Raw genomic sequence first — 25149 nt, forward strand, 5'->3', positions numbered from 1 at the left:
CGTGAAGGTCAAGGTCCAGAAAATCGACGGCAAGGCGTCGGGCGATATCGAGCTGAACGACGATGTGTTCGGCGTCGAGCCGCGCGCCGACATCCTGCACCGCGTTGTCACCTGGCAGCTCGAGAACCGTCGCGCCACCGCACGCCCCACGCGTGAGCGTTCGGACGTTGCCCGCACGGGCAAGAAGTTCGGTCGCCAGAAGGGTTCGGGCGGCGCACGTCACGGCGATCGTGGTGCTCCGATCTTCATCGGCGGTGGTAAGGCTCACGGTGCGCGCAAGCGTGACTTCGAGCAGTCGCTCAACAAGAAGATCCGTGCGCTCGGTCTCAAGATGGCTCTTTCGACCAAGGCAAAGGACGGCCTCGTTGTCGTCGACAGCCTTGAGCTCAAGGATGCCAAGACCAAAGCGCTCAAGGGTCACTTCGACAAGAATGGCTGGGCAGGCAAGGTCCTGATCATCGACGGCGAAAGCGTGAACGACGGCTTCAAGAAGGCCGCCGGCAACCTGCCGGGCGTGAACGTCCTCCCCGCGATGGGCGCCAATGTCTACGACATCCTGAAGCACGACACGCTGGTCCTCACCAAGGACGCGGTCGCGAAGCTGGAGGGCCGTTTCAATGGCTAAGAAGCAGGCAATCGAAGCCCGTCACTACGACGTGATCCTCGCACCGCACATCACCGAAAAGTCGACCCTGGCTTCGGAGAACAACGCGGTCGTGTTCAAGGTCGCAGGCGACGCCACCAAGCCGCAGATCAAGGAAGCGGTTGAAGCGATCTACGCTGACCAGAAGGCCAAGGTCGTCTCGGTCAACACGATCAACGTGAAGGGCAAGACCAAGCGCTGGAAGGGTAAACCTTACAAGCGCAACGACGTGAAGAAGGCGATCGTCACTCTCGCTGAGGGTTCGATGATCGACATCACGGAAGGTGTGAGCTGATGGCACTCAAGAACTACAAACCGACGAGCCCGGCGCGCCGTGGTCTCATCCTCGTCGACAAGTCGGGCCTGTACAAGGGCAAGCCCGTCAAGTCGCTGACGGAAGGCAAGCGCAAGACCGGTGGCCGTAACAACAAGGGCCATGTCACCTCGCGTGGCATCGGCGGCGGTCACAAGCAGAAGTACCGCTTCATCGACTTCAAGCGTCGCAAGTGGGACGTCGAAGGCACCGTGGAACGGATCGAATACGATCCCAACCGCACCGCTTTCATCGCACTCGTGAAGTATGACGACGGTGAGATGGCCTACATCCTCGCTCCGCAGCGTCTCGCTGTCGGCGACAAGGTCATCGCGGCTGAAAAGACCGACACCAAGCCCGGCAATGCCATGCTGCTCGGTCAGATGCCGGTCGGCACCATCTGCCACAACGTCGAAATGAAGCCCGGCAAGGGCGGTCAGATCGCACGTTCGGCAGGTGCTTATGTGCAGCTGGTCGGTCGTGACCGGGGCATGGTTATCGTGCGTCTCAACAGTGGCGAGCAGCGTTACCTGCGTGCCGACTGCATGGGCACCGTTGGCGCCGTGTCGAACCCGGACAACCAGAACCAGAACCTGGGCAAGGCCGGTCGTCGTCGCTGGATGGGCATCAAGCCGCTTACGCGCGGTGTCGCCAAGAACCCGGTCGACCACCCGCACGGTGGTGGTGAAGGCCGCACCAGCGGTGGCCGTCACCCGGTTACCCCGTGGGGCAAGCCGACCAAGGGCGCCCGCACGCGCAAGAACAAGCAGACGGACAAGATGATCATCCGTTCGCGTCACGCCAAGAAGAAGAGGTAATCCGACATGGCTCGTTCCGTCTGGAAAGGTCCGTTCGTCGAACTCAGCCTTCTGAAGAAGGCCGAAGAGGCGCAGGACGCCAACAATGCCAAGCCGATCAAGACCTGGTCGCGCCGCAGCACGATCCTCCCTCAGTTCGTCGGTCTCACGTTCAACGTGTACAACGGCCACAAGTTCATCCCCGTATCCGTTTCGGAAGAAATGGTCGGCCACAAGCTCGGTGAATTCGCGCCCACGCGCACCTTCCCGGGTCACGCTGCCGACAAGAAGGGCAAGCGCTGATGAGCAAGCAGAAAGCACCCCGTCGCGTCGCCGACAACGAGGCTCTGGCTGTGGGCACCACCATTCGTGGTAGCGCACAGAAGCTGAACCTGGTTGCCGAGCTCATCCGCGGCAAGAAGGCCGAAGAGGCCCTCAACATCCTGGCCTTCTCGAAGAAGTCGATGGCCAAGGATGCCACGAAGGTTCTCGCTTCGGCGATTGCCAACGCGGAAAACAACCACAACCTCGATGTCGACTCGCTGGTCGTCGCTGAGGCTTCGGTCGGCAAGTCGATCACGATGAAGCGCTTCCACACCCGTGGACGCGGCAAGTCGACGCGCATCCTGAAGCCGTTCAGCCGCCTGCGCATCGTCGTCCGCGAGCAGGAAGAGGCGTAAGATGGGCCATAAGAGCAATCCGATCGGTCTGCGCCTGCAGATCAACCGCACCTGGGACAGCCGCTGGTACGCCGAAGGGCGTGACTATGCCAAGCTGCTGGCCGAGGACATCGAGATCCGCAAGTACATCCTCGAGAACGCAGCCCAGGCCGCTATTTCGAAGGTTGTGATCGAACGTCCGGCAAAGCTGTGCCGCGTGTCGATCTATGCTGCGCGTCCCGGCGTCATCATCGGCAAGAAGGGCGCGGACATCGAAAAGCTGCGCGCCAAGCTGGCGACCATGACCGAAAGCGAAGTGAAGCTGAACATCGTCGAAATCCGCAAGCCGGAAGTCGATGCCAAGCTCGTCGCCCAGGGCATCGCCGATCAGCTGATCCGCCGTGTGGCATTCCGCCGTGCGATGAAGCGCGCCATGCAGTCGGCCATGCGCCTTGGTGCCGAAGGCATCAAGATCATGTGTGGCGGCCGTCTTGGCGGTGCGGAAATCGCGCGCGTCGAACAGTATCGTGAAGGCCGCGTGCCGCTGCACACGCTGCGCGCCAACATCGATTACGCTGAAGCTGAAGCGCTGACCGCTTACGGCATCATCGGCATCAAGGTGTGGGTCTTCAAGGGTGAGATCCTCGGCCACGACCCGACCGCGCAAGACCGTCTCATGATGGAATCGCAGACGTCCGGCGTCCGTCCGGCTCGCTGATTGCAGGTATAGGAAAGAACCATGCTGCAACCGAAGAAAACCAAGTACCGCAAGGCGTTCAAGGGCAAGATCCATGGCAACGCCAAGGGCGGCACCACGCTCAACTTCGGCTCGTACGGGCTGAAGGCTCTCGAGCCCGAGCGTATCACCGCGCGCCAGATCGAAGCGGCTCGCCGCGCGATCACGCGTCACATCAAGCGCCAGGGTCGTCTCTGGATCCGCGTTTTCCCCGACGTGCCGGTTTCGAAGAAGCCTGCTGAAGTCCGTCAGGGTAAGGGCAAGGGTTCGGTCGAATACTGGGCCGCTCGTGTGAAGCCGGGCCGCATCCTGTTCGAACTCGACGGCGTTGCCGGTCCGCTGGCTGCCGAAGCGTTCAGCCGCGCAGCCATGAAGCTGCCGGTGAAGACCAAGGTCGTGGCCCGCCTGGGCGACACCTCGCACCTCGGAGGCGAATAATGAGCAAGATCGAAGATCTGCGTCAGAAGAGCGACGACCAGCTGGACGAAGAGCTGACCACGCTGAAGCGTGAGCAGTTCAACCTGCGTTTCCAGGCTGCGACCAACCAGCTCGAAGCCCCGGCGCGCATCCGTGAAGTCCGTCGTTCAATCGCCAAGATCAAGACCCTGCAGGGCGAACGCGCCCGTGCAGCGGCAGCCAAGGCGTAAGGAGTAGACCATGCCCAAGCGTATCCTTATCGGCACCGTCACCTCCGACAAGACCGACAAGACCGTAACCGTGCTCGTCGAGCGTAAGGTGAAGCATCCCCTCTACGGGAAGATCATCCGCCGTTCGAAGAAGTACCACGCCCACGACGAGAAGAACGAGTACGCCCTCGGCGATGTCGTTCGTATCGAAGAAACCAAGCCGATCTCGAAGACCAAGACCTGGATGGTCAAGGACCGCGTGACGGCAGGCGGAACCCAGGCTGTCGAGGCCGACCTCGAAGTCGAAGCCGCAGGCAACTGACGTTTTAGGAACTGCCGGGCACTTGTCCCGGCAAGCCAAGAGAAGGAACCGGATCAATGATCCAGATGCAATCCAATCTCGACGTCGCGGACAACAGCGGCGCAAAGCGCGTCCAGTGCATCAAGGTACTGGGCGGCTCCAAGCGCCGCACCGCGTCCGTCGGTGACGTGATCGTGGTTTCCGTGAAGGAAGCCCAGCCGCGCACGAAGGTGAAGAAGGGCGATGTCCATCGCGCTGTCATCGTGCGCACGAAGAAGGACGTACGCCGCCCCGATGGCAGCGTGATCCGCTTCGACAGCAACGCCGCGGTTCTCGTCAACAAGAGCGAAGAACCCATCGGCACCCGTATCTTCGGCCCGGTCGTCCGCGAACTGCGCGGCCGCGGCTTCATGAAGATCATCTCGCTTGCTCCGGAGGTGCTCTAAGATGGCATCCGCTAAGATCAAGAAGGGTGACACCGTCGTGGTCCTGTCCGGCAAGGACAAGGGCAAGACCGGCACCGTGTCGAAGGTCAGCCCCAAGGACGGCAAGATCGTCGTCGAGGGCGTGAACATCGCCGCACGTCACCGCAAGCCGACCCAGCAGAACCCGCAGGGCGGTATCGATCGCTTCGAAGCGCCGATGCCGATCAGCAAGGTTGCTGTGGCCGATCCCAAGGATGGCAAGCCCACCCGTGTCCGCTTCGAAACCTCGAAGGACGGCAAGAAGGTGCGCGTAGCCGTAAAGAGTGGGGAGACCATCGATGGCTGATTACACCCCCCGTATGAAGCAGCGCTATGACGACGTGATCGTCAAGGCGATGACCGAAAAGTTCGGTTACAAGAACCGTCTTGAAGTCCCGAAGCTGGAAAAGATCACGCTCAACATGGGCGTTGGCGAAGCCAGCCAGGACAAGAAGAAGGTCCAGGTAGCTGCAGAAGAAATGGCGCTGATCGCCGGCCAGAAGCCGGTTATCACCCGCGCGAAGAAGTCGATCGCACAGTTCAAGCTGCGCGACGGCATGCCCATCGGCTGCAAGGTGAACCTGCGCCGTGACCGCATGTACGAATTCCTCGACCGTCTCGTGACCATTGCAATGCCCCGCATCCGCGACTTCCGTGGCCTCAACGCCAAGTCGTTCGACGGTCGTGGCAACTATGCAATGGGCCTGAAAGAACAGATCATCTTCCCCGAAATCTCTTACGACCAGATCGAGAAGGTTCGGGGCATGGATATCATCATCACCACCACGGCGAAGACCGACGAAGAAGCACACGAGCTTCTGAAGCTGTTCGGCTTCCCGTTCCCGGCTGAAAAGTCGGAAGAGAAGGAGGCGGCGTGAGCCGCTTCCGGATCGCAGGATAAGGAAGGAACTTAAGTCCAATGGCGAAACTGAGTTCGATCAACAAGAACGAGCGTCGCAAGAAGCTCGTGAAGCAGTACGCGGACAAGTATGCGAAGCTGAAGGCTATCGCTAATGACGAAAGCTTGGACGAAGGTGAGCGCCTGATCGCCCGCCTCAAGATGGCCGAGCTTCCGCGTAATGCGAACCCGACCCGCGTGCGCAACCGCTGCGCCACCACCGGCCGCCCCCGCGGCTACTACCGCAAGTTCGGCCTCAACCGTATCGAACTGCGTGACCTCGGCAACAAGGGCCTGATTCCGGGCCTCACGAAGTCGAGCTGGTGAGGTAAAGACAGATGGCTATGACCGATCCCCTGGGTGATATGCTCACCCGTATCCGCAACGGCCAGCAGGCGAAGAAGGACAGCGTCCTTTCGCCCGCTTCCAAGCTGCGTGCGAACGTCCTCGAAGTGCTCCAGCGCGAAGGCTACATCCGTGGCTACAGCGATGATGCATCGGGCAAGCACCCGCAGCTGCGGATCGAACTGAAGTATTTCGAAGGCGAGCCTGCGATCAAGCATGTCGCTCGCGTCTCCAAGCCTGGCCGCCGCGTCTACGCGGGTTCGAAAGAACTCCCCGTCGTGCGCAACGGCCTCGGCATCACCATCGTCTCGACGCCGAAGGGTGTGCTTTCCGACGCGGAAGCCCGCACCGAAAACGTCGGCGGCGAAGTGCTGGCGGAGGTGTTCTGATGAGCCGCATCGGCAAGAAGCCGGTAGCGATCCCCAGCGGGGTCACTGCCAATATCGAGGGCGACACGCTTTCGGTCAAGGGTCCCAAGGGTACCTTGACCATGGGTTTGTCGGATCTCGTGACCTACAAGCTCGAGAATGACGAAATCACCGTCACTCCGGCCAATGACACGCGCCAGGCTCGCAACCACTGGGGTATGCAGCGTACGCTCGTGTCGAACCTGGTCGAAGGCGTGACCGAGGGTTTCACCAAGGTTCTCGAAATCAATGGTGTCGGCTACCGTGCACAGGCGCAGGGCAAGAAGCTCAAGCTTCAGCTCGGCTACTCGCACGACGTCGATTTGGACGTTCCCGAAGGTATCGAGGTGAAGACCCCGGACCAGACGACTGTCGAAATCAGCGGTTCCGACAAGCAGGCCGTGGGCCAGTTCGCGGCGAATGTCCGCAAGTGGCGCAAGCCCGAACCCTACAAGGGCAAGGGTATCAAGTATCGCGGCGAGTATATCTTCCGCAAGGAAGGGAAGAAGAAGTAAGATGGCAAAGCTTTCTCTTTTCGAACGTCGCCGTCGCCGTGTCCGCACCGCTCTCAAGAGCCGTGCCGGCGGCAAGCCCCGCCTCTCGGTGCACCGCACCGGTAAGCACATTTACGCACAGGTCATCGACGATGCGGCCGGCAAGACCGTCGCTTCGGCTTCGACCCTCGGCGTGAAGGGCTCGGGCGCGAATGTCGATGCCGCCAAGCAGGTCGGCACCGATATCGCGGCTGCCGCCAAGAAGGCAGGCGTGACTACCGTCGTGTTCGATCGTGGCGGTTTCCTGTTCCATGGCCGCGTCAAAGCGCTGGCCGACGCCGCTCGTGAAGGCGGGCTGGAGTTCTGATGATGGCTGACGAAAACAAGACCGAAAACGCAGAAGCGCAGACTGAAGAAAAGGTTGCGACTGCGGAAACCGAGCATGCTGTGACCAAGGAAGAGCCGGCCATCGCCGATACTCCTTCGGAAGCCGCTGCCAACCAGGATCCCGCACAGGGTGCCGAAGGCCAGCCGCGCCAGCGTGGCGGCCGTGGCGGCAACCGTGACGGTGGCCGTGGCCGTGGTGGTCGCGACAACCGCCGGAACAACCGCCGTGAGGAAGAAGACGACGGCATCATTGAGAAGCTCGTCCACATCAACCGCGTCAGCAAGACGGTGAAGGGCGGTAAGCGCTTCGGTTTCGCTGCACTCGTGGTCGTGGGTGACGGCTCGGGCCGTGTCGGCTTCGGCAAGGGCAAGGCCCGCGAAGTGCCGGAAGCGATCCAGAAGGCTTCGGCCGCTGCGCGCAAGAAGATGATCCGCGTTCCGCTGAAGGAAGGTCGCACCCTCCATCACGACGGCAACGGTCGGTTCGGCGCCGGGAAGGTCACCGTGCGTACGGCGCCTCCGGGTACCGGTATCATCGCCGGTGGTCCGATGCGTGCCGTGTTCGAGAGCCTCGGCGTTGCCGACGTGGTGACCAAGTCGGTCGGCACCTCGAACCCCTACAACATGATCCGCGCCACCTTCGACGCACTGACCGACCAGACTTCGCCGAAGTCGGTTGCCCAGCGTCGCGGCAAGAAGGTTGCAGACCTTCTCGGTCGCGGTGGTGCTTCCGAGGCAGAGGCTGAAGCCGACGCCGCGGCAGTCGTGGAGTAATTACGATGGCCAAAGCAAAAACCATCAAGATCAAGCAGATCGGTTCGCCGATCCGCCGTCCCGAAGGCCAGCGCAAGATCCTCATCGGTCTTGGCCTGAACAAGATGCACAAGGTCGTCGAGCGTCAGGATACTCCTGAAGTGCGCGGCGCCGTGGCCAAGGTCCCGCATCTGGTGACGATCGTCGAAGACTAAGGTCTTCACGAGATTACAATTTGACGGGGGCGGCCTGCTGCTTTAGCGGGCCGCTTCCATTTTACAGCGCGAACCAAAGCGAAAGCGAGTGCAGACTATGAAACTTAACGACATCCGCGACAATCCCGGCGCCCGCAGGGAGCGCATCCGTGTCGGCCGTGGCATCGGCTCGGGCAAGGGCAAGACCGGCGGCCGTGGCCAGAAGGGCCAGAAGAGCCGTTCGGGCGTCGCCATCAAGGGCTTCGAAGGCGGCCAGATGCCGCTTCACATGCGCCTGCCGAAGCGCGGCTTCAACAACCCGTTCGGCAAGGATTATGCCGAAGTGAACCTGGGCATGGTCCAGAAGTTCATCGACGCGAAGAAGCTCGACGCCAAGAAGGACATCGACCACGCAGCACTGAAGGCCGCTGGCCTCGCACGTGGCGGCAAGGACGGCGTCCGTCTCCTCGGCAAGGGTGAACTCAAGGCCAAGGCCAAATTCGTAGTCGCCGGTGCCTCGAAGGGCGCCATCGAGGCGGTCGAAAAGGCTGGCGGTTCGGTCGAAGTGATCGCCAAGGGCGAAAGCGAAGCCGAAAAGAAGGCCAAGCGGACCGAAGCCAACAAGGCCAAGAAGTCCAAATAATTTGATGGAAATCGGGGAGCGGGGTTCGACAAAGGTCATCCCGCTCCCTATCTGTCCGGTCTAAGCCGGGACGGGCCGGCGACAAACCAGGATCGAAGGCGACCAATGGCATCAAGCGCCGATAGTTTTGCGAGCAACATCAGTCTCGCCAATTTCTCCAAGGCCACCGAGCTGAAGAACCGCATCTGGTTCACTATCGGGGCGCTTATCGTATTCCGCTTCCTGAGCTTCGTGCCGCTGCCGGGTATCAATGCCCGCGCGCTGAGCCAGCTTGCCGACCAGACCCAGGGCGGCATCGTGGACATGTTCAACATGTTCACCGGCGGCAGCCTCGAGCGCATGAGCCTCATCGCACTCGGCGTCATGCCCTACATCACCGCGTCGATCGTGGTGCAGATGGCCTCGGCCCTGCATCCCACGCTCGCCGCGCTGAAGAAGGAAGGCACTGTCGGGCGCCAGAAACTCAACCAGTACACCCGTTACGGCACGGTCTTCCTGTGCACGATCCAGGGCTGGTTCCTCGCCGCCGGCCTCGAAAGCTACGGTGCATCCTCCGGCATCGCGGCCGTGGTCGACCCGGGCTATATGTTCCGCGTGGGCGCTGTCATCAGCCTCGTGGGTGGCACGATGTTCCTGCTGTGGCTGGGCGAGCAGATCACCAGCCGCGGCATCGGCAACGGCGTTTCGCTGATCATCATGGCGGGCATCGTCGCCCAATTCCCGACCTTCGTCTCGAACATGGCTTCGGGTTACAGCGAAGGCTCGATCGCAACCGGCATCCTGCTCGGCTTCATCGTGATGGTCGTCGGCCTGATCCTGCTGATCAGCTTCTTCGAACGCGCGCAGCGCCGCCTGCTGGTCCAGTATCCCAAACGCGCCACGCAGCGCGGCATGATGCAAGCCGACCGTTCGCACCTGCCGCTCAAGCTCAACACCGCCGGCGTGATCCCGCCGATCTTCGCCAGCTCGCTTCTGCTGCTGCCGCTGACGATCACGCAGTTCGCCGGCAATTCGCTCGATCCTGAGGGCGGAGTTGGCGGTAGCTTCAGCACCGTGCTGCAATACCTCCAGCACGGTCAGCCGCTCTACATGTCGCTGTATGCGATCGGCATCATCTTCTTCTGCTTCTTCTACACCGCCGTGGTCTTCAACCCTGAGGAAACGGCCGACAATCTGAAGAAGAATGGCGGCTTCATCCCGGGCATCCGTCCGGGCAAGCGCACCGAGGAGTATCTCGATTACGTCCTCACTCGCATCACCGTGATCGGCGCGATCTACCTGACGTTCGTCTGCGTGGTGCCCGAGTACATGATCGCCCAGACCGGCGTTCCGCTGTTCCTTGGCGGCACCAGCCTGCTGATCGTCGTGAACGTCACCGTCGATACGATCAGCCAGATCCAGTCGCACCTGCTGGCACACCAGTATGGCGATCTCATCAAAAAGGCTAAGTTGAAGGGCCGCCTGCGTTAAGGCAGGACATCCGGGCAAGGGGACCTTACTCGATGGATATCATTCTTCTCGGCCCTCCGGGCGCAGGCAAGGGGACGCAGGCGCAGCGCCTGGTCGAGCATCACGGAATGCTCCAGCTGTCGACCGGCGACATGCTGCGCGAGACGCGCAAAGCCGATACCGAGCTGGGCCGCAAGGTCGCAGACATCATGGATTCGGGTGGACTCGTTTCCGACGACATCGTGTCGGCGATGATCGATGCCAAACTCGAAGACATGGGTCCCGACGTCGGAGCCATCTTCGATGGGTATCCGCGCACCGCAGCGCAAGCTGACCAGCTGGATGCGATCCTCGCCAAGCATGGCCGCAGCCTCGACCACGTGATCGAACTCGAAGTGAACGAGGACGCTCTGGTCGAGCGCATCACCGGACGGTTCACCTGTGCCAATTGCGGTGCGGGCTACCACGACACCTTCAAGCAGCCCAAGGTGGAGGGCGTGTGCGACGAATGCGGTTCGACCGAGTTCAAGCGCCGTCCTGACGACAACGAAGAGACGGTCCGTCACCGCATGTCGGTCTATCGCAACGAGACTGCGCCTATCCTCCCCGGCTATGAAAAGCGCGGGATCGTGAAGCGCGTGGACGGCATGGGCGCGATCGACGAAGTCACCCACGCCATCGACGCAATTCTTTCCTGAGCCTTCCCAAGTCCGCGCCGCGACCTTAGAAGTCGGGCGTGATCCGGGAGGGAAGCATGAGAAACTCGATTGTTCTGGCCGCGGCGCTCGCCATGGGTGCGAGCATGCCCTTGTCCGCCGAAGTGGTGGAGCAGGGCGAGGCGGCATTTGTCACACGTGACAGCGCCACGGTTGCCGCGACCCCGCGGCAGGCCTGGCTGGCGCTGATCAAGCCGGGCGAGTGGTGGAACGACAGCCATACCTGGTCGGGTGATGCCTCCAACATGACGCTGGTTCCTTCGGCGGGAGGTTGCTTCTGCGAGAAAATCCCGGGCAGCGGCGATATCCCGCTCGATGGCAGTGTCGAGCACATGGTGGTGATTCAGGCCTCGCCTGATCGCGCCTTGCGCATGAGGGGCGCTCTCGGCCCGCTCCAGGCGGTTCCAGCCATCGGCATCCTGACGATCACGCTCGAAGAGGTCGAGGGCGGGACCAAGATTGGCTGGGAGTACAACGTTGGCGGGGTCTCCGGCTTTCCGATCGAAACAATCGCCGCGGCAGTCGACGGTGTCATGACACAGCAGCTGCATGGCCTTCGCGACCAGCTTGGCCCGCTCGAAACCGACGAGGACAGCGAAGCTGACGAGGGCGAAGACGAAGTCGGGAAAGAGGACGAGAGCGAGGATTAACGCCGGGCTTTTGACCCGGGGCCGAGCCTGTTGTATGCCGGACTTGAAACCCGCCAGAGACCGCCCATATCGGCGGCCTCGGCTGTTTGCGTGCGCTGGAGGTTGACGCTTCGGGCGAATCCTACTAAGCGCGCCCTTCATTCGATATTTCGGTAAGTCCGGCAGGCGGCAGCCCAATTGCGCGCCATCCGGGCTTTTTGCGCTAGCTGCGTCCGGCAATATCAATGAAAACAAAGCGTTGAGATGGGGTCCCGCTTCAAGAGACCCTGTGGAGCATGGAGAATTAAGTGGCTCGTATTGCCGGGGTAAACATCCCCACAAACAAGCGCGTTATCATCGCGCTCACCTATATTCACGGAATCGGCCGTACCACGGCTGTCCAGATCGCCGACAAGCTCGGTATCGATCACGCGCGCCGTGTGCAGGACCTCACCGACGAGGAAGTGCTGCGTATCCGCGAGACGATCGACGCCGATCATACCGTCGAGGGTGACCTTCGTCGCAACACTGCGATGAACATCAAGCGCCTGATGGACCTCAAGTCCTATCGCGGCCTTCGCCATCGTGCCGGCCTGCCCGTTCGCGGCCAGCGCACCCACACCAACGCCCGCACCCGTAAGGGCAAGGCCAAGCCGATCGCCGGCAAGAAGAAGTAAGCCTCGGCTAGTCCGAGAGCTTTTCCCTTCTTGAGAATATAGAGGAAGATACATCATGGCACGCGAACCCGGCCGCGTTAGGCGCCGCGACAAAAAGAACATTTCGAGCGGCGTTGCGCACATCAACGCCAGCTTCAACAACACGATGATCACCATCACCGACGCACAGGGCAATGCCATCAGCTGGTCCAGCGCCGGCATGATGGGCTTCAAGGGCAGCCGCAAGTCGACTCCCTATGCCGCGCAGGTTGCTGCCGACGACGCAGGCCGCAAGGCCGCCGAACACGGCGTGCGCACCCTTGAGGTCGAAGTGAAGGGCCCGGGTTCGGGCCGTGAAAGCGCGCTGCGCGGTCTCGCCGCAGTCGGTTTCACGATCACCTCGATCCGCGACGTGACGCCGATCCCGCACAACGGGGTCCGTCCTTCCAAGCGTCGCCGCGTCTGATCCGTACCTGCCTGGTGGCCTGGGTTCTCTAGGTCACCGACACCCACATCGGACCGGACGCTCCTTAGAAAGAGCTCCGGTCCTGCCCGCATCCACACCAGGGGAAATCCATGTCCGTCAACATCAAGAACTGGCAGGAACTCAAGAAACCCAACACCCTCGACATCAAGGACGGTGGCGACAAGGCGCGCAAGGCGACCTTCGTTGCAGAGCCGCTCGAGCGCGGCTTTGGCCTGACGCTCGGCAACGCGCTGCGTCGCGTTCTGCTGTCCTCGCTGCAGGGTGCAGCCATCACCTCGATCAAGATCGAGAACGTGCTGCATGAATTCTCTTCGCTCGCAGGCGTGCGCGAAGACGTCACCGACATCGTCCTGAACGTGAAGCAGATCGCGCTCAAGATGGAAGGTGAAGGCATGAAGCGCCTCCAGCTCTCGGCCACCGGCCCGGGCGAAGTGAAGGCTGGCGACATCGCCGTTTCGGGCGACATCGAGGTCATGAACAAGGATCTCGTGATCTGCCACCTCGACGAAGGCGCAACGCTCAACATGGAGCTGACCGCCGACACCGGTAAGGGTTATCGTCCTGCCGTGATGAACCGTCCGGCCGATGCGCCGATCGGCCTCATCCCGGTCGACAGCCTGTACTCGCCGGTCCGCCAGGTGAGCTACAAGGTCGAGAACGCCCGTGTTGGCCAGGAACTGGACTACGACAAGCTCTCGCTGACCATCGAAACCGACGGCACCGTCACCCCGGAAGACGCCGTGGCCTACGCCGCGCGCATCCTCCAGGACCAGCTGACGCTGTTCGTCCACTTCGAAGACGGCATCCCGCAGCCTACCTCCGGTATGATCGGCCAGGCTGCAGAGCCGCAGGAAAGCGACACCAACCAGCTCAACCGTTACCTTCTCAAGAAGGTCGACGAGCTGGAACTGTCGGTCCGTTCGGCGAACTGCCTCAAGAACGACAACATCATCTACATCGGCGACCTGGTCCAGAAGACCGAAGCCGAGATGCTCCGTACGCCGAACTTCGGCCGCAAGTCGCTCAACGAGATCAAGGAAGTGCTTTCGTCGATGGGTCTGCGCCTCGGCATGGACATCCCGGGCTGGCCGCCCGAGAACATCGAGGAAATGGCCAAGAAGCTCGAACAAGAGCTGCTGGGCTAATCAGGGCAACGGCGGCGGGCCCTAACCGCCGCCAGCACTGGGCTACCTAGAACGGGCCCTTTTCGAACGAAGAAGGAAATACAATGCGTCATAAAATTGCAGGCCGTAAGCTTCAGCGTAAGACTGGCCACCGCAAGGCCCTGTTCCGCAATATGAGCGCCGCGCTCATCAAGCACGAACAGATCCTCACCACGCAGGCGAAAGCCAAGGAACTGCGTCCCTACATCGAAAAGCTGATCACGCTCGCGAAGCGCGGTGGCCTTTCGAACCGCCGTCTTGCCATGAGCAAGCTGCAGGACGAAACGCAGCTCAAGAAGCTCTTCGACGTCCTTGCGGAACGTTATTCGGACCGTGACGGCGGCTACACCCGCGTCATCAAGGCCGGCTACCGCGGCAGCGACGCGGCTGCCATGGCCGTCATCGAATTCGTCGATCGCGACGTCGATGCCAAGGGCCAGGACAGCGGCCCCGTCATGACCGACGAGGAAATGGAAGACGCGTAAGCGTAGTCCAGCCAAGAGAGACTTGAAGGGCCGGGGGAGAGATCCTCCGGCCCTTTTGCTTGCGCGCTTGACTCTTGGCCGCGTATGTCAGATATTTCTGTCATGACAGAACAAAGTGACAGGATCGAATTATCGCCCTCGATCGCCCGCTTCGTGCTGCATTGGGGCGATCTCGGAAGCCAGTGGGGCGTTAACCGCTCGGTGGCGCAGATCCATGCGCTCCTGTTCATCTCTGACGAACCCCTCAATGCCGAGCAGATCGCCGCGACGCTGGGATTGGCACGATCGAATGTCTCGAATTCGATCCGTGAACTGCTGTCCTGGAAACTGATCCAGCGCGTGCCCGTGCTGGGCGAAAGGCGCGATCATTTCACGGCGGAGGCGGACATCTGGGAGATGGCGACGCGTATCGCCCGTGGCCGCAAGGAGCGCGAGATCGACCCGGCAGAGGCCGCCCTCAAGCTTTGCAACGAGGAGGCCGCGCATGATCCGCATATCACTCCCCAGGCACGCCAGAAGCTCGCCGACATGCTCGAGTTCGTGTCGACAATGTCGCGCTGGCACGACGACATGCTCAACGTGCCCAAGGGGGCGCTCATGACGCTGATCTCCATGGGATCGGGCATCGTGAAGGTTATCGGATGGAGGCCCGGCAAAGGGCAGAAGAAATAGGGTTCAGGGAAGACCCGAGCGAAAGGGGAAGTGCGATGCAGGCGCAGCTGCAGGAAGTCGGAAGGATCGGGCCACTCTGGGGCGGCGAGGCTTACGATACGCGCTTCCGGGCCCTCGTCGGCGAAGATGCATGGCGTGGGCTGCCCCTCGCAGTCCAGCAGCGTTTCTCCAAGCGTCTCGCAGAGGCCGAGGTCGCGATTTACCCTGGCATTATCGAGGAGGTTCGCTTCAGCCGTGCTGGCTGGTTGCTGTCCCAGCTGTGCCGCCTGATCGGTGCGCCGCTCCCGCTCCACGCAGACAAGGGCGTGCCCGCCACGGTCTCGGTCAGCGAAGACGGAGCGAGCGGCGGACAGTGCTGGACGCGTATCTATGGCCGCAAGCGCGGTTTCCCGCAGGTCATCCATAGCGCCAAGCGGTTTGCCGGCAGGACGGGGCTGGAAGAATATCTCGGCCGCGGGATCGGCATGGCGCTGAAGGTCGAGGCGATCGAGGACGGACTGGAGTTCCGCAGCGACCACTACTTCCTCGACGTGGGACCGATCCGCTTGCGTCTTCCGCATTGGATCGGCCCGGGCCGCACGGTGGTCCGCCACCGCGACCAGGGCGAGGGCCGGTTCGAGTTTTCGCTCTGCCTCACGCACCCCCTGTTGGGCGAATTGGTGTACCAGTCGGGAGTATTCCGCGATGGCTGAGCCGCTCAAGGTGCTGCTCGTCGGTGCGAGCGGTGTGTTCGGATCGCGCCTCGCCGAGCTGACGGTGAAGGAACCTGGTGTCGCGCTCACGCTGGCTGCGCGCAATCTCGGGAAGCTCGAGGCGCTGGCCGCCCGACTGCCTGCGAGGGTCGGTCTGGCCCGAATCGACCGCGACAAGGTCAAGTCGGTTGACCTCGTAGGCTACGATCTCGTGATCGATGCCGCCGGACCCTTCCAGCACTCGCATACGCGTTTGATCGACGCGGCCATCGGGGCCCGGGTCGACTATCTCGACCTAGCTGACGGGCGCGAGTTTGTCGCCGCATTCGCCCGCTTCGACGGTCCGGCACGCGAGGCGGATATCTGTGCCATCACGGGTGCCAGCTCGATCCCGGCGCTGAGCCATGCCGTCCTCGACGCTATGACCGCCCATTGGCAGGCAATCGATAGGCTGCGCATCGGGATCTATCCCGGTAACCGCGCGCCGCGTGGTCGCTCGGTCGTGGAGGCAATCCTCTCCTACGTCGGGAAGCCCGTCCGCGTGTTTCGCGAGGGCACATGGCAGGAAGTCCCGGGTTGGGGCGGGCTCCACCGAGAGGACATCCCTCGGATCGGGAAACGCTGGGCCTCGGTCTGCGACACCCCCGAGCAGGATCTCCTCGTCGCGCGCTACAAGCCGCGGCAATCGGCCGAGTTCTTTGCTGGGCTGGAGATTGGCCTGCTGCACCTCGGCCTGTGGCTCTGCTCGCTGCCCGTAAGGTGGGGATGGCTGCGCAGCCTCAGGCCCTTCGCTTGGCCCATGCTCAAGCTGGCAGAGCTGGTGAGGCTGGCCGGATCGGACCGCGGCGCGATGACGGTGCGGGCGGAGGGCATCGATGGCGCCGGACATGAGGTGACATCGCGCTGGACGCTCAGGGCGGATGAGAACCGCGGGCCCTATGTCCCCGTCCTTGCCGCGCTCGGCATGATACGGCGCTTCCGTGATGGAGCCGCCCCGGAAGCTGGCGCTCACGTGTGTTCGGGCTTCCTTTCGCTCGAGGATTTTGCGGAGGACATGCGCGAACTTGGGATGGAGAGCTGGTGGAGCGAGGGTTCGCAATTGGCAGATCGGCGGGCCGGTATCGATGAGAGGCGAGTCGCTTGATGTTCAGAAAAAGGGCGGGGTGGCTGAACAAGCGTCAGCAATTTCACGCCATTTGGCGGCGAATCTTTTAGCCTAGGGATTGGGGGATGGAGATCTAACCATCGGAAATTGAGGGGGAAATTACGTTCAGAAAAATACACCATAAGCTGAACGTGGGCTGCAACCCAAATTCAGCGTTATCTCACCACGAGCCGCCTAGAACCTCAATCAACCGAGGCAATCCCGCCACGGAGGACATGAGGAGAGCTACCATGCTCAACAACATCAAGACTTTCGCGAAAGGTGGGATCGCGACGGCAACTGTTGGTGCAATGGCACTCGCAGGCGCTACTCCCGTTCAAGCTGGCGACCGTCACCGCGACCGCGACGGGATCTCTGCCGGTGACGTGATCGCTGGCGCAGTGATCATCGGCGGTATTGCTGCAATTGCCAGCGCTGCAAGCAAGAAACGTGATCGCGACTATTATCGCGACGGTCGCTATTACCGCGATGGACGCTACTATCGCGACGGGCGCGAGTATCGTGACCATCACTATCGCAATCGTGGTAATCCGCGGGCAGCTGTCGAACGCTGTGTCCGTGCTGCCAAGAAAGATGCTCGTCGCTATGGTGGATATCGCTGGGCCCAGGTGACCGAGATTCGCGATGTGAAGGACACGCGCTATGGTTGGCGCGTGAAGGGCCGGATCGTCGTCGATGGTCATCGTGGCAGTCGCTATGACCGCTACGACCGTGGCAGCCGCTACGACCGCTATGACCGTTACGATCGCTACGACCGCCGCGACCGCTGGAGCGACCGGGATGGCGGCAAGTTCACCTGCTACATCGAACGCGGCCGCGTGAACCACGTCGACTTCAAGGGCATTCGCGGCCTCCGCTAAGCCCTGTTACCAACCACACCAGAGGCGGTCCGGGTCGAACCCGGGCCGCCTCTTCTCTTGCACCGGTTCAGCCCCGTGAAATGCGGCGAAGCGCAAGGACTGAGGCACTATCAGACGACTCGCGCCAGGTGGGGGTGCGGGCAAACGGGGACCGGCCAATGCCGACTATCAAGAACCTTGCCGCTGCGCCTGCCATGATCGCAGCGCTTTCGCTTGCCGCAACGCCTGCCGCTGCTGCCGAGCTTCCGCAAATCCGCCAGGCACCGACCTTCGCGGTGCCGGCCCTCGATCAGGCGATCGAGGATGCGCAAACTGCTGAGAAGCACCGCCATCGCCGTTATCACCGCTATCGCCACCACCGCCGCGGCCCGGGGCTGGGCGACGTGATTGCCGGCGTCTTGATTGTCGGCGCGATCGCCCATGTTGCGAGTTCGGCTTCGCGCAATGATCGCCGCGACAGGGATCGGGATCGCGATTATCGCCGCGATGTCCGCTGGGACGATGGCCGCGGGATCGATCGCGCAGTGGGCATGTGCATCGACGCGGTCGAACGCGATGTCCGTGTCGAAACCGTGGATCGTGTCGACCGCACCGCGCGTGGCTGGCAGGTCGCCGGCACCGTTTACAATGGCGATGGATTTACCTGCCGCATTGGCGAGAACGGCCGGATCGAAGACATCGATTACGGTCGTGGCGGCGCGCGCTACGATGACGATGATCGCAACGACGATGACGACCGCTACGAGGATATCGACTATCGCTCGGACCCTGATGTCGAGGACCGGCAGTGGGACGATGACCGCTATGCATCCGAATGGACCCGCGTGGACCAGGGTGCCGCACAGCGAACTGACCAGCCCGCAGCTGCCTATCCCGGCGGTCCGGTGGAAGGCGAAGAAATCGACGCTGACCTCGAAGTGGGAACAGGTTATCCCGGCGCAGACACCTAGTCCGTCTTGTCGGCCCGCTCGTCATACGAGGGCAGGGCGAGATTGAACTGGATCGCGGCGAGGCGCAGGGCAAACCCTGCCAGCGCGGCTGCGATCCAGACCCACCAGCGCGTCAGGCCGGCAAGGTCGCCTATCACCGTTATGCTGGCTGAGAAGGCGGCTGCGGTAACATAAAGTTCCGGACGCATCAGGATCGAGGGACGCCCGGCGAGCACATCACGGATGATGCCGCCTGCTGTACCAGTAATGACGCCCATGAGGATCGCTGGAACAGGCGGGACCCCATACTGGAGCGCCTTGGCCGCACCGAGTACGGCATAGGCGGCAAGCCCGGCTCCGTCTGCGATGGACAGGAACTTGCCTTCCCACCAACGAGTGGGGGTGAACCAGGCAAAGAGCGCAACTCCCAGACAGATCGCCGCGACCCAGGGATCGGCAATCCAGAACACGGGCGCACCGATTAGCAGGTCTCGGATTGTGCCGCCGCCCACGCCCGTGATCAGCGCGAAGAAGGAAAGCGTGACCAGCGTCTGCTTCTCCTTGGCGGCCACCAGCGCTCCGGTAAGGGCAAAGATGGCCACACCAGCTAGATCGAGCCAGTCGAGGACCGGGGTGAGGATTTCCGCGTTCACGCGCTCGCCTGCACGCGAGCCTTGCGGCGTCGGAACATCAGGATGCAGCCGAGCAAACTGCCGAGGACGCCGAGTCCGGCGAAGAGGATCAGGATCGGGTGGCTCGTATCCTCGCGCGTTTGCAGGTCCATGATGTGGAGGCCCCACATGAAATCAAAGGTCCGCCACCATTCGGTCCGCACGGCCTCGATCTCGCCGCTCTCGATGCCGACATAGACATGCGTGCCGTCGGCCAGCGCCACCTGCCAGACCGGGATCGGTCGGCGGAAATCGAAGGGGACGGCCTCGGCTTCGAAACGGGTTGCGTTGACCACTTGGTCACCACCGTGGATGGCCCTTTCCACGATCATCCGCGCCTCGATTTCGGATAGGGGAGACATCTTGGCACCATTGGCCCGGAAGCGTTCGCTGGTCCCGTCCATATAGGTAATGCGCGTGACGGTTTCCCCACGCTCGACCTGTGTGGTGACGCTGCGAACAGGCGCGGTGCTTTCCGAAGGCAGCGAAACAGAGATATTGGTGTCACGCGGAAGCGCCAGCTCGGCGACGTCCTTGCGCAAATGATTGCCGCGCACTTCCTCGATCGGCTTGATGACCATGATCAGCCCGGTCACCGTCCACATGAGCACCGGCACACCGACCAGCCAGCCCAGCCAGATGTGCCACTTCGCGAACTTCTGCATCACGCGCTGCTGCGCCATTCGAATGTGCTCCCGTCCAGTTGCCCGTGCATGGGCAGCTTCGCTCAGGAGTGCAATACCCGCCCGATTTCCTCCGCAGCTTCGATGCAGGCGAGGTCCGACCAGCGGGGACCCATTACCTGCATGCCGCAAGGCAGGCCGCCGCTCTCGCTGATGGGGAGGACGGTGGCGGGCAAATTGGGGAAGGTGGCAAGGCCCGCCCAGCACAAGCCGGCGGCGCCCGGCACGTCCTGCGAGTTGATCGCAATCGTGCCGTCGAAGACGCGGCCCTCCTGATTGGGCACTGCCAGGACCGGGGCGGGCGGTGCGAGTACGAAGTCGTAGGTCTCGAACAGGCGCGCCCAGGCCATCTCGTTGCGGGCCTGCAGATCCAGCATGTTGAACCAATCGGTAGCGCTCGCTCGCTTGCCGTCCTTTGGCGGCGCTCCGCGGGCCATGGCGACATTGAGCATGCGCATGTAATCGCCATGCTGTTTCTCGAGATCGGGGACCAGATCGCTCGAACGCTCTACGGACACGCCAGCCCTTTCCAGTTCCGCCGCCATCGCTTCCATCGGGCCGCGCACGGCATCGTCGGTGGGACAGGAGGGGTGGTCGATCATCACCAGCACGCGGCAGTCCCTGAGCTTCTTCGATCGCTCGGACAGGGGGAAGCTGGCTGTCAGGCGCAGCAGCGTTGCAAGATCCGCCGCATTGCGCGCGAGCGGCCCTGCAATGGAGAGCGCACCATCATGCGCGCCGCGACCGGCCATCAGCGGGTGGTCGTGACCCTCCTTGCTGATCAGCCCCCAGCTCGACTTGTGTCCCCAGACGCCGCAGAAATGCGCGGGCACGCGGACCGATCCGCCGATATCCGTGCCGAATTCGCAAGGCACCATGCCGCTAGCGACCGCTGCGGCGGATCCGCCCGAGGAGCCGCCGGGCGAGCGCTCATGATCGTGCGGATTATGCGTGCGGCCATAGACCGGATTGGCCGATTGCCAGTCGGCAAGGTCGGGCGGAACATTGGTCTTGCCGAGGAGAACGACCCCCGCCTCCTTCAGCAGGCGCACCACGCGCGAATCCGCTTTGGCGATATTGTCGCGATGTGCCTCGTGACCCCAGGTCGTGGGCAGGCCTTCGATATCGAAGCTCTCCTTGATCGTCATTGGCACGCCGAAGAGCGGCTGCTTCGATTTGGCGCCTGACCTGGTCATGGCCTTGGCGGTGGCGATGGCCCGCTCAAAATCGCAGACCACCACCGCGTCGATATGCGCATCGAGTTGTTCGATCCGCGCAATAGCGGCATCGACGGCCTCCGACGGCGACAAATCGCCGCGCGCTACCATCGCTGCGGTTTCGAGCGCCCCCGGCTCGTCGGTCAGTATCGGATAGGCCATGCGATCTCCCCAGTCGGGCAGGCTTATCGCGAGGCGGACACCTTATCAATCTCGTCCTCCTCGTCTCTGGCAGTGTGGGCTAGTCCCAGAGCCAGTCCGTAACCGAGGATGGGCGCTGCGCCGTATCCGATGAGGACGCTTGGGTAGTTGTTCATGAGCGAGAGGATGGTGAAGCCGAAGAGACTGCCGGCAAGTGCGAAGCGGGTCGATCTTGGTGCCGGGATTGCGCGCAGAATGAGGAAGGAGCACGCAACGAGTGACAGGAACAGGGCCGACATCATGGCCAAGGAGAAACTGCCCGCGCTCACGAGTACGCGTTCGACGAACTCCTGGGGCGGAGGATTACCTCTCACTGCCATGACGAGCGCGGCCACGAAGCCCAAGATGCAGACGAGGCCCAAGCGCCAATCGCGCGTTACATCGTGCAGGCCTACGGCCGCGAAGACGATTGCAAAGCCAATTGCTGCATCGGGCTGGAGCAGGCCGGCGAAGATGCAAGCCAGGAGGATGGGCGCCATCGAATTCCGGTGATGGGTCATCAGCGCCAGGATCGGCGGGAGTAGGAGACTGCCGCTGTGCAGCTGGAAGGGGCCGAGCGGCAGCCACCGGTTGACGCCATCAATTGTGGGCCCTGTCACTAATGGAAGGAACAGCGCGGCCAGCATGACGATGATGACAATGCGCCTGACCTGCATCGAGGCGGGCGCGCGCAATAGGCCCGCAAACAGCAGGCCGATGGCCAAGGCCGCTGCGTTGACCAATATAAAGCGCTGAGGGGCGCCGGCGAAGTAGAGGTAGGCCAGCCCTGCCGAGGTTGGCAGGGCGAGGGCAAACAGGGCTGGCAGCCTGCTGCGCATACCTCGCCCCATGTCGCCCGCTCCTGCCTAAGTCATCAGATGTGGATCGGCTTGCCCTGAACTGCCATCGCCGCTTCCTTGACCGCTTCCGAATGCGTCGGGTGGGCGTGGCAGGTATAAGCGATGTCTTCGGATGTAGCGCCGAATTCCATCGCCTGTGCTGCCTGCGCGATCATCGTGCCGGCGACGCTGGCAATGCACCAGACGCCCAGCACGCGGTCGCTTTCAGCTTCGGCGATGACCTTCACGAAGCCATCGGGCTCGTGGTTGGTCTTCGCGCGGCTGTTGGCCATCATCGGGAACTTGCCGACTTTGATCTTGGCCTTGTCGCCGCCCATCTTCTCGATAGCTTCTTCCTGCGTCAGGCCGACGCCGGCAAATTCGGGCAGGGTGTAGACCACGCCCGGGATGATGTCGTGGTTCACGATACCCGTCTGGCCCGCAATGTTTTCAGCGCAAGCGATGCCTTCATCCTCTGCCTTATGGGCGAGCATCGGGCCGGGGACACAGTCGCCGATTGCCCAGACACCATCGACCGAGGTGCGGAAATCGTGATCGACCTCGATCTGACCGCGCTTGTTGGTTTCAAGCCCGATGTTCTCGAGGCCAAGGCCTTCCGTGTTGGGACGACGGCCGATCGAGACCAGCACGCAATCGGCTTCGAGCGTTTCCGCATCGCCGCCCGCAGCTGGTTCGAGCGTCAGCGTGGCCTTCTTCCCCTTGACGCTCACGCCGGTGACCTTGGTCTTGAGCTTCAGCTCCATGCCCTGCTTCTTGAAGATCTTGCCCGCTTCCTTGCGAACGTCGCCGTCCATGCCAGGCAGTAGTTGGTCGAGGAACTCAACCACGGTAACGTCCGCGCCAAGACGGTTCCAGACCGAGCCAAGCTCCAGCCCGATCACGCCGCCACCGATGACGACCATCTTCTTCGGCACCGATTTCAATTCGAGCGCACCGGTGGAATCGACCACGACCTGCTTGTCATTATCAACTTCGACACCCGGAAGCGGAGTGACCGAAGAGCCCGTGGCGATGAGGACGTTCTTGGCAGTGACCGTCTCGTCGCCAACCTTGACCGTATGCGCATCCTGGAAGGTGGCATGGCCCTTTTTCCAGTCGACCTTGTTCTTCTTGAACAGGAACTCGATGCCCTTGGTGAGTCCGTCGACTGCGTCGAGGCGCTGGGCATGCATCTTGTCGAGGTTGAGCTTGGGCTTCACCTCGATGCCCATGTCTTCCATCGCACCATTGGCGGCCGCGTCATAGAATTCGGACGCGTGCAGCATCGCCTTCGACGGAATGCAGCCCACGTTGAGGCAGGTCCCACCCAGCGTCGCGCGACTTTCTGCGCAGGCGGTCTTCAGTCCCAGCTGCGCAGCGCGGATCGCGGCAACATAGCCACCCGGGCCAGCACCGATGACGAGGACGTCGTAGTCGTATTCTGCCATGTTATCCCTCCGCAGGCGCGGCTTCTCCGCTGTCCTGCACACAAATCTTGAGTACTTCTTCGATCCGGGCCTGGTCGACTTGCAACTGCCCGTCCGCTTCTAGGTCTTCGGCGAACTCGTCAGCTGAACAATCGCATGCCGCACCCACGCGTTCGGCAGCGATACCCGAATTTTCGGCGATGCCTTCGCATTGCGCGAGATATTGGGTCCGGATCTCGCCCTTGATCGCTTCTCCGGCCATGTCGGTCGCCACGTCGCAGCCGGTAAGCGCGGTCAGGCTAATCAGGGTGAATACGAGCTTTTTCATGAGCTTTGCCCTTAGAGGTCGATCAGCATCCGGGTCGGATCTTCGATCGCTTCCTTGATGATCTTGAGTGCGGTCACAGCCTCGCGGCCGTCGATCAGGCGGTGGTCGTAGGACAGGGCGATATACATCATCGGGCGGATGACGATCTCGCCGTTTACGACAACGGGGCGGTCCTCGATGCGATGGAGGCCGAGGACGGCGCTCTGCGGCGGGTTGATGATCGGGGTCGACATGAGCGAACCGAACACGCCGCCGTTGGAGATAGTGAAGGTTCCGCCCTTCATGTCTTCCATCGTCAGCGTGCCTTCCTTGGCGCGCTTGCCGAAGTCCGCGATGTCCTTCTCGATACGGGCGAAACCCTTGTCCTGCGCGTCTCGGATAACCGGAACCACGAGGCCATTGGGGGCCGAAACGGCGACCGAGATATCGACGTAGTCGTGATAGACAATCTCGTCGCCCTCGATATAGGCGTTCACCGCGGGCACGTCCTTCAGCGCAAGGCAGGCGGCCTTGGCGAAGAAGCCCATGAAGCCGAGGCGGATGTCATGCTTCTTGGCGAAGAGGTCCTTGTACTTCGTACGCGCCTCGATCACCGCGCTCATGTCTACATCGTTGAAAGTCGTGAGCAGCGCGGCATTGTCCTGTGCGCCCTTCAAACGCTTCGCGATAGTCTGGCGCATGCGCGTCATCTTGACGCGTTCCTCACGGCGTTCGCCACTCGCAGCCGGGGCGGGAGCTGAAGCTGCAGGTGCCGGAGCCGATGCAGGCGCCGGATCGCCCTTGGCTTTGGCGGCGGCGATCACGTCTTCCTTGGTCAGGCGGCCGTCCTTGCCGGTGCCCTTGATGGTCGAGGGATCGACCCCGTGCTCGAGCACGGCGCGGCGCACCGCAGGCGACAACGTTTGCGAGGCGTCGGAGGTCGCGGCTTCGGCGCGCTCTTCCTGGCCCTCTTCACGCTGCTCGGCGGCACGCCCGGCTTCTTCGCCCTTGGCGGCAGGGGCGCCGCCTTCCTCGACGATAGCGAGCACTGCGCCGACTTCGACCGTGTCACCCACGGCAACCTTGAACTCGGTGATCACGCCGGCAACCGGCGAGGGCGCTTCGACGGCGACCTTGTCGGTCTCGAGGCTGACGATCGGTTCGTCCACCGCCACAGCATCGCCGACATTCTTCAGCAATTCGCCGATGGAGGCTTCGGTAACGCTTTCACCGAGAGTGGGGACTTTGATTTCAGTGGCCAT

The 25149-nt window shown here is 62.3% G+C and carries 38 protein-coding genes; 31 read left to right on the forward strand and 7 right to left on the reverse strand.

Annotation, left to right across the window (positions count from 1 at the left end):
* The first annotated feature begins 1 nt into the window (after position 1).
* The 31 genes from rplD to K3146_RS03015 all read left to right on the forward strand — a co-directional run bounded on the left by rplD (position 2) and on the right by K3146_RS03015 (position 18584).
* The gene (gene rplD / locus K3146_RS02865) at positions 2–625 is read left to right on the forward strand and encodes a 50S ribosomal protein L4 (RefSeq protein WP_221544680.1); all 624 of its coding nucleotides are present in this window, start codon (positions 2–4) and stop codon (positions 623–625) included.
* On the forward strand, positions 618–938 hold the full coding sequence (locus K3146_RS02870) for a 50S ribosomal protein L23 (protein WP_221544681.1): 321 nt from the start codon (positions 618–620) through the stop codon (positions 936–938). The genes rplD and K3146_RS02870 overlap by 8 nt, the downstream gene beginning before the upstream one ends.
* Entirely contained in the window at positions 938–1774 is an 837-nt protein-coding gene (rplB, locus tag K3146_RS02875; protein ID WP_221544682.1) for a 50S ribosomal protein L2, read from the forward strand. Before K3146_RS02870 ends, rplB begins: the two co-directional genes overlap by 1 nt.
* Before the next feature lie 6 nt (positions 1775–1780).
* Positions 1781–2056, forward strand: coding sequence for a 30S ribosomal protein S19 (gene rpsS / locus K3146_RS02880; RefSeq protein ID WP_221431380.1), 276 nt, complete (start codon positions 1781–1783; stop codon positions 2054–2056).
* Positions 2056–2433: a 50S ribosomal protein L22 gene (gene rplV / locus K3146_RS02885; protein ID WP_006831883.1), complete on the forward strand. Its 378-nt coding sequence runs from the start codon at positions 2056–2058 to the stop codon at positions 2431–2433. Before rpsS ends, rplV begins: the two co-directional genes overlap by 1 nt.
* Position 2434: 1 nt before the next feature.
* A complete protein-coding gene (gene rpsC, locus K3146_RS02890) occupies positions 2435–3130 on the forward strand; it encodes a 30S ribosomal protein S3 (RefSeq protein WP_221544683.1) in 696 nt (231 codons plus the stop codon).
* 21 nt (positions 3131–3151) lie between these two features.
* Complete coding sequence (gene rplP, locus K3146_RS02895; protein ID WP_040963569.1) at positions 3152–3586, forward strand: 50S ribosomal protein L16; 435 nt, start codon at positions 3152–3154, stop codon at positions 3584–3586.
* Entirely contained in the window at positions 3586–3795 is a 210-nt protein-coding gene (gene rpmC, locus K3146_RS02900) for a 50S ribosomal protein L29 (RefSeq protein WP_221544684.1), read from the forward strand. Before rplP ends, rpmC begins: the two co-directional genes overlap by 1 nt.
* A gap of 10 nt (positions 3796–3805) precedes the next feature.
* Positions 3806–4096: a 30S ribosomal protein S17 gene (rpsQ, locus tag K3146_RS02905; RefSeq protein ID WP_221428659.1), complete on the forward strand. Its 291-nt coding sequence runs from the start codon at positions 3806–3808 to the stop codon at positions 4094–4096.
* A gap of 56 nt (positions 4097–4152) precedes the next feature.
* Positions 4153–4521: a 50S ribosomal protein L14 gene (gene rplN / locus K3146_RS02910; protein ID WP_067464754.1), complete on the forward strand. Its 369-nt coding sequence runs from the start codon at positions 4153–4155 to the stop codon at positions 4519–4521.
* Position 4522: 1 nt separating this feature from the next.
* Complete coding sequence (gene rplX, locus K3146_RS02915) at positions 4523–4846, forward strand: 50S ribosomal protein L24 (RefSeq protein ID WP_221544685.1); 324 nt, start codon at positions 4523–4525, stop codon at positions 4844–4846.
* Positions 4839–5417 carry a 50S ribosomal protein L5 gene (gene rplE / locus K3146_RS02920; RefSeq protein WP_221544686.1) on the forward strand — a complete coding sequence of 193 codons (579 nt, stop codon included), beginning with the start codon at positions 4839–4841 and terminating at the stop codon, positions 5415–5417. The genes rplX and rplE overlap by 8 nt, the downstream gene beginning before the upstream one ends.
* 41 nt (positions 5418–5458) lie before the next feature.
* Entirely contained in the window at positions 5459–5764 is a 306-nt protein-coding gene (rpsN, locus tag K3146_RS02925; RefSeq protein ID WP_221428656.1) for a 30S ribosomal protein S14, read from the forward strand.
* 11 nt (positions 5765–5775) lie between these two features.
* Entirely contained in the window at positions 5776–6171 is a 396-nt protein-coding gene (gene rpsH, locus K3146_RS02930) for a 30S ribosomal protein S8 (RefSeq protein ID WP_221544687.1), read from the forward strand.
* On the forward strand, positions 6171–6704 hold the full coding sequence (rplF, locus tag K3146_RS02935; RefSeq protein WP_221544688.1) for a 50S ribosomal protein L6: 534 nt from the start codon (positions 6171–6173) through the stop codon (positions 6702–6704). The genes rpsH and rplF overlap by 1 nt, the downstream gene beginning before the upstream one ends.
* A 1-nt stretch (position 6705) precedes the next feature.
* Positions 6706–7050: a 50S ribosomal protein L18 gene (gene rplR, locus K3146_RS02940; RefSeq protein WP_006831894.1), complete on the forward strand. Its 345-nt coding sequence runs from the start codon at positions 6706–6708 to the stop codon at positions 7048–7050.
* The gene (gene rpsE, locus K3146_RS02945) at positions 7050–7844 is read left to right on the forward strand and encodes a 30S ribosomal protein S5 (RefSeq protein ID WP_247710991.1); all 795 of its coding nucleotides are present in this window, start codon (positions 7050–7052) and stop codon (positions 7842–7844) included. Before rplR ends, rpsE begins: the two co-directional genes overlap by 1 nt.
* Before the next feature lie 5 nt (positions 7845–7849).
* Positions 7850–8038: a 50S ribosomal protein L30 gene (rpmD, locus tag K3146_RS02950; RefSeq protein ID WP_221424870.1), complete on the forward strand. Its 189-nt coding sequence runs from the start codon at positions 7850–7852 to the stop codon at positions 8036–8038.
* Between the two features lie 97 nt (positions 8039–8135).
* Positions 8136–8660 (forward strand): 50S ribosomal protein L15, encoded by a 525-nt coding sequence (gene rplO / locus K3146_RS02955; protein ID WP_221544689.1) that lies wholly within the window; start codon positions 8136–8138, stop codon positions 8658–8660.
* A 105-nt stretch (positions 8661–8765) separates the two neighbouring features.
* A complete protein-coding gene (gene secY, locus K3146_RS02960; protein ID WP_221544690.1) occupies positions 8766–10130 on the forward strand; it encodes a preprotein translocase subunit SecY in 1365 nt (454 codons plus the stop codon).
* Between the two features lie 32 nt (positions 10131–10162).
* The gene (locus K3146_RS02965; RefSeq protein ID WP_221544691.1) at positions 10163–10807 is read left to right on the forward strand and encodes an adenylate kinase; all 645 of its coding nucleotides are present in this window, start codon (positions 10163–10165) and stop codon (positions 10805–10807) included.
* Positions 10808–10863: 56 nt separating this feature from the next.
* Positions 10864–11475 carry an SRPBCC family protein gene (locus K3146_RS02970; RefSeq protein WP_221544692.1) on the forward strand — a complete coding sequence of 204 codons (612 nt, stop codon included), beginning with the start codon at positions 10864–10866 and terminating at the stop codon, positions 11473–11475.
* Between the two features lie 287 nt (positions 11476–11762).
* Complete coding sequence (rpsM, locus tag K3146_RS02975; RefSeq protein ID WP_221544693.1) at positions 11763–12131, forward strand: 30S ribosomal protein S13; 369 nt, start codon at positions 11763–11765, stop codon at positions 12129–12131.
* A gap of 55 nt (positions 12132–12186) precedes the next feature.
* Entirely contained in the window at positions 12187–12576 is a 390-nt protein-coding gene (rpsK, locus tag K3146_RS02980; RefSeq protein ID WP_006831904.1) for a 30S ribosomal protein S11, read from the forward strand.
* A gap of 110 nt (positions 12577–12686) precedes the next feature.
* Positions 12687–13742, forward strand: coding sequence for a DNA-directed RNA polymerase subunit alpha (locus K3146_RS02985; RefSeq protein ID WP_221544694.1), 1056 nt, complete (start codon positions 12687–12689; stop codon positions 13740–13742).
* Between the two features lie 83 nt (positions 13743–13825).
* Positions 13826–14245 (forward strand): 50S ribosomal protein L17, encoded by a 420-nt coding sequence (gene rplQ, locus K3146_RS02990; protein ID WP_221544695.1) that lies wholly within the window; start codon positions 13826–13828, stop codon positions 14243–14245.
* A gap of 102 nt (positions 14246–14347) precedes the next feature.
* Positions 14348–14917, forward strand: coding sequence for a GbsR/MarR family transcriptional regulator (locus tag K3146_RS02995; protein ID WP_221544696.1), 570 nt, complete (start codon positions 14348–14350; stop codon positions 14915–14917).
* Between the two features lie 35 nt (positions 14918–14952).
* Entirely contained in the window at positions 14953–15609 is a 657-nt protein-coding gene (locus K3146_RS03000) for a DUF4166 domain-containing protein (protein WP_221544697.1), read from the forward strand.
* Complete coding sequence (locus tag K3146_RS03005; RefSeq protein WP_221544698.1) at positions 15602–16753, forward strand: saccharopine dehydrogenase family protein; 1152 nt, start codon at positions 15602–15604, stop codon at positions 16751–16753. Before K3146_RS03000 ends, K3146_RS03005 begins: the two co-directional genes overlap by 8 nt.
* 251 nt (positions 16754–17004) lie before the next feature.
* Positions 17005–17634: a hypothetical protein gene (locus K3146_RS03010; protein WP_221544699.1), complete on the forward strand. Its 630-nt coding sequence runs from the start codon at positions 17005–17007 to the stop codon at positions 17632–17634.
* A gap of 158 nt (positions 17635–17792) precedes the next feature.
* Positions 17793–18584, forward strand: coding sequence for a hypothetical protein (locus tag K3146_RS03015; RefSeq protein ID WP_221544700.1), 792 nt, complete (start codon positions 17793–17795; stop codon positions 18582–18584).
* Here the strand turns inward: K3146_RS03015 and K3146_RS03020 are convergent.
* The 7 genes from K3146_RS03020 to odhB are packed head-to-tail and all read right to left on the reverse strand — an operon-like array spanning position 18581 to position 25149.
* Positions 18581–19216 carry a trimeric intracellular cation channel family protein gene (locus K3146_RS03020; RefSeq protein WP_221544701.1) on the reverse strand — a complete coding sequence of 212 codons (636 nt, stop codon included), beginning with the start codon at positions 19214–19216 and terminating at the stop codon, positions 18581–18583. The genes K3146_RS03015 and K3146_RS03020 overlap by 4 nt on opposite strands.
* Positions 19213–19917 carry a PepSY domain-containing protein gene (locus K3146_RS03025; RefSeq protein WP_221544702.1) on the reverse strand — a complete coding sequence of 235 codons (705 nt, stop codon included), beginning with the start codon at positions 19915–19917 and terminating at the stop codon, positions 19213–19215. Before K3146_RS03025 ends, K3146_RS03020 begins: the two co-directional genes overlap by 4 nt.
* 44 nt (positions 19918–19961) lie before the next feature.
* Complete coding sequence (locus K3146_RS03030; protein ID WP_221544703.1) at positions 19962–21296, reverse strand: amidase family protein; 1335 nt, start codon at positions 21294–21296, stop codon at positions 19962–19964.
* Positions 21297–21319: 23 nt separating this feature from the next.
* Positions 21320–22153 carry a hypothetical protein gene (locus K3146_RS03035; protein WP_221544704.1) on the reverse strand — a complete coding sequence of 278 codons (834 nt, stop codon included), beginning with the start codon at positions 22151–22153 and terminating at the stop codon, positions 21320–21322.
* Positions 22154–22188: 35 nt separating this feature from the next.
* On the reverse strand, positions 22189–23601 hold the full coding sequence (gene lpdA / locus K3146_RS03040) for a dihydrolipoyl dehydrogenase (RefSeq protein ID WP_221544705.1): 1413 nt from the start codon (positions 23599–23601) through the stop codon (positions 22189–22191).
* 1 nt (position 23602) lies between these two features.
* A complete protein-coding gene (locus K3146_RS03045) occupies positions 23603–23908 on the reverse strand; it encodes a hypothetical protein (protein ID WP_221544706.1) in 306 nt (101 codons plus the stop codon).
* Between the two features lie 11 nt (positions 23909–23919).
* A complete protein-coding gene (gene odhB, locus K3146_RS03050) occupies positions 23920–25149 on the reverse strand; it encodes a 2-oxoglutarate dehydrogenase complex dihydrolipoyllysine-residue succinyltransferase (RefSeq protein ID WP_221544707.1) in 1230 nt (409 codons plus the stop codon).

The sequence above is a fragment of the Qipengyuania vesicularis genome (assembly GCF_019711415.1).
Classification (GTDB): Bacteria; Pseudomonadota; Alphaproteobacteria; order Sphingomonadales; family Sphingomonadaceae; genus Qipengyuania; species Qipengyuania vesicularis.